The following is a 3,081-nucleotide window of genomic DNA, read 5'->3' as shown; positions in this document are numbered from 1 at the left end:
CGGAAGTGCGCGGCGAGGGGCTTCTGATCGGCGTCAAGGCGGTGGTGCCGTCAGCCGATCTTGTGACCGCGCTGCGCGAGCAGAAGCTGCTCACGGTCGGCGCCGGCGACAACGTCGTGCGTTTCCTGGCGCCGCTGATCGTCTCGGAGGCCGAGATCGAACAATCCGTGCAGTCGCTTGAGCGAGCATGCGCCGCGCTTTCAGCGGCGCATGACAAGAAGGCGGGGTCATGAGCAAGGCGCTGCGTCATTTCCTGGACCTCAACGAGCTTCCGCTGAAAGAGCTGCGCGGCGTGCTTGCGGCGAGCTTTGCCATGAAGGCGAAGCTGAAGGCGCAAAAGAGCGGCGGGATGCCGGCCGACAAGCCGCTGACGGGCAAGACGCTCGCGATGATTTTCGAAAAGCCCTCGACGCGCACGCGTGTGTCGTTCGATGTCGGCATGCGCCAGCTCGGCGGTGAGGCGATCATGCTGACCGGCGCCGAAATGCAACTCGGGCGCGGTGAGACGATCTCCGACACCGCGCGCGTGCTGTCGCGCTATGTCGACATTATCATGATCCGCATTCTCAACCACGAGGCGCTGCTGGAATTGGCCGCGCACGCCACCGTGCCCGTCATCAACGGGCTGACGCGGCGTTCCCATCCCTGTCAGGTGATGGCGGATGTGATGACGTTCGAGGAGCATCGCGGTCCGATCCAGGGCCGCACCGTGGCCTGGAGCGGCGACGACAACAACGTGCTCGCGTCGTGGGCGCATGCGGCCGAACGCTTCAAGTTCAATCTGAAGGTGGCAACGCCGCCCGAGCTCGCGCCGAACAAGGCGATGCGGGACTGGATCAAGGCGACGCAGGCGCCGATCGTGCTCGGCTCCGATCCGGAGGCTGCAGTGCGCGGCGCCGATTGTGTGGTCACCGACACCTGGTTCTCGATGGGCGACAAGGACGGCGAGCATCGTCACAACCTGCTCCGGCCGTATCAGGTCAATGCCAGGCTGATGTCGCTGGCCAAGCCCGACGCGCTGTTCATGCACTGCCTGCCCGCCCATCGCGGTGACGAAGTCACCGATGAAGTCATCGACGGCCCGCAATCGGTAGTGTTCGACGAAGCCGAAAATCGTCTGCACGTGCAAAAAGGCATTCTGGCCTGGTGCCTCGAGGCGGTGGGGTAAGGTAGCGTCGTCCTTGCGAAGCAGGGACCCATACCGCGTGATCGCCGGATATGGCATGGCGGTGGACGCCCTGCGTCGTAACGAACGCCTGTAGCTATGGGTCCCCGCGCACGCGGGGGACGACTGTAGAGATAATTTTCCGCGCCTTTCAGGCTTTCACTTTGTACCATCCGACCCCAGATAAGCGCCATGAGTTCCAATCCCCCCGACATTAAAATCAAGGAAACGCCGGTGCGGGCGCCGTCGCACGTGCCGCAGGACGATGCCGTGCTGCCGTTCGAGGTCGCGGCGCTCGATCTGCGCGGGCGGCTGACGCGCCTCGGTCCCGGGCTCGACGACCTCCTTGCCAAGCACGACTATCCACCGCCGGTCGCCAAGCTGCTCGGCGAGGCGATCGTGCTGACGACACTGCTTGGCTCGTCCCTGAAGTTCGATGGCCGCTTCATCCTGCAGACCCAGACCGATGGTCCGGTGTCATTCTTGATTGTGGACTTCCAGGCGCCCGATCGCCTGCGCGCCTATGCGCGCTTCGATGCAAGCCGGATCAAGGAGGGCCAGGATTCAGGCAGCCTGCTCGGCAAGGGCCATCTGGCGATGACCATCGATCAGGGCCAGGAGATGAGCCGCTATCAGGGCCTGGTCGCACTCGATGGCGGCAGCCTGGAAGACGCCGCGCACGAGTATTTCCTGCGCTCGGAGCAAATCCCGACCCGCGTGCGGCTCGCCGTCGGCGAGGAGTGGCGGGGCGGCGAGGGCGGTGCGCGACGCCGTTGGCGCGGCGGCGGCATGCTATTGCAATTTCTCCCCAAGGCGCCCGAGCGCGCGCGGCAGGCCGATCTCGATCCGGGCGACGCGCCGGAGGGTACGTTAGCGCACATGGTTGCGGACGACGATGCCTGGGTCGAGGGCCAGTCGCTGATCTCGACGGTTGAGGATGTCGAACTGATCGATCCCGATTTGTCGGGCGAGCGGCTGCTCTACCGGCTGTTTCACGAACGCGGTGTGCGGGTGTTCAATCTGCTTGCCTTGCAGGCGAAATGCTCGTGCTCGCGTGATGCGGTCTCCGCGATGCTCAAGAGCTTCGCCCCGCAAGACCGCGCCGAGATGGTCAAGGACGGCATGGTGGTGGTGACCTGCGAGTTCTGTTCCTCGATCTACCAGTTCACGCCGCTGGAAGCTGGCGTCGAAGAAGGCGCGGCCTAAAGCGCGGCTTCTGCGCGCACGAGGATGCCTACCGTTGCTCCTGCATTGCCATCCGCCAAGCCGTTGGGCGGGAGCTGCGCGTTGGATTCTTCCGGCCATCGCGACGGCGGACGATTCTGCAGGAATTAGTGGCCTGCTGCGATGATTTCGGAATTTCCGGGATTAATTTAGCGGCGAGGCGGACGCATTTGGTTTATCTGCGTCAGTTCAACACGCGTTTTGCCTCGGGGCTGTCGAGCGAAAAAGTCGGCACGTCGATCTCGAACTTCTCACCACTCTCGTTCACCATCTGATAGCGGCCGGTCATGAATCCGGAGGTGGTCGGCAGTGGAACGCCGGAGGTGTATTCGAAGCGTTCGCCTGGCGCGAGCACCGGTTGTTCGCCAACCACCCCTTCGCCGCGGACTTCCTGCCGGCGGCCGGTGGCATCGGTAATGATCCAGTGCCGCGTGCGCAGCTGCACCGTCTCATGGCCGGAATTGGTGATCACGATGGTATAGGACCAGAAATATTGCTGCTTTTCCACCGACGAGCGCTCGGGGAGGAAGTTCGGCTCTACGGTTACTTCGATGTCGCGGGTAACGGTGCGGTACATGCGGGCTCGATCGTGTCTTCAAATCAACGTACCATTCTATCCGATCGCCGGAACAGAACCAATTGTGCCGGGGGGCCGGACCCGGTCTTTTTCTATCGCCGTTTCACCACAGTTC

General features: G+C 63.4%; 4 protein-coding genes. 3 read left to right on the top strand and 1 reads right to left on the bottom strand.

Annotated features, from left to right (window positions below; translation table 11 throughout):
* The 3 genes from WB528_RS15260 to WB528_RS15250 form a co-directional block, all read left to right on the top strand.
* Positions 1-233 (top strand): aminotransferase class III-fold pyridoxal phosphate-dependent enzyme (locus tag WB528_RS15260; protein WP_423889249.1); only part of this gene is annotated, 233 nt, incomplete at its 5' end.
* Entirely contained in the window at positions 230-1,168 is a 939-nt protein-coding gene (gene argF, locus WB528_RS15255) for an ornithine carbamoyltransferase (RefSeq protein WP_423889248.1), read from the top strand. The genes WB528_RS15260 and argF, both read left to right, overlap by 4 nt.
* A 189-nt stretch (positions 1,169-1,357) precedes the next feature.
* Positions 1,358-2,371: an Hsp33 family molecular chaperone gene (locus WB528_RS15250; RefSeq protein WP_423889247.1), complete on the top strand. Its 1,014-nt coding sequence runs from the start codon at positions 1,358-1,360 to the stop codon at positions 2,369-2,371.
* Between the two features lie 202 nt (positions 2,372-2,573).
* Here the strand turns inward: WB528_RS15250 and apaG are convergent, their stop codons facing one another.
* Entirely contained in the window at positions 2,574-2,966 is a 393-nt protein-coding gene (apaG, locus tag WB528_RS15245; protein WP_423889246.1) for a Co2+/Mg2+ efflux protein ApaG, read from the bottom strand.
* Positions 2,967-3,081: the final 115 nt, after the last annotated feature.

Source organism: Bradyrhizobium sp. (assembly GCF_049586575.1).
Taxonomy (GTDB): domain Bacteria; phylum Pseudomonadota; class Alphaproteobacteria; order Rhizobiales; family Xanthobacteraceae; genus Bradyrhizobium.
Note: the sequence above shows the minus strand (reverse complement) of the source record. Positions and strands in the feature narration are given on the sequence as shown.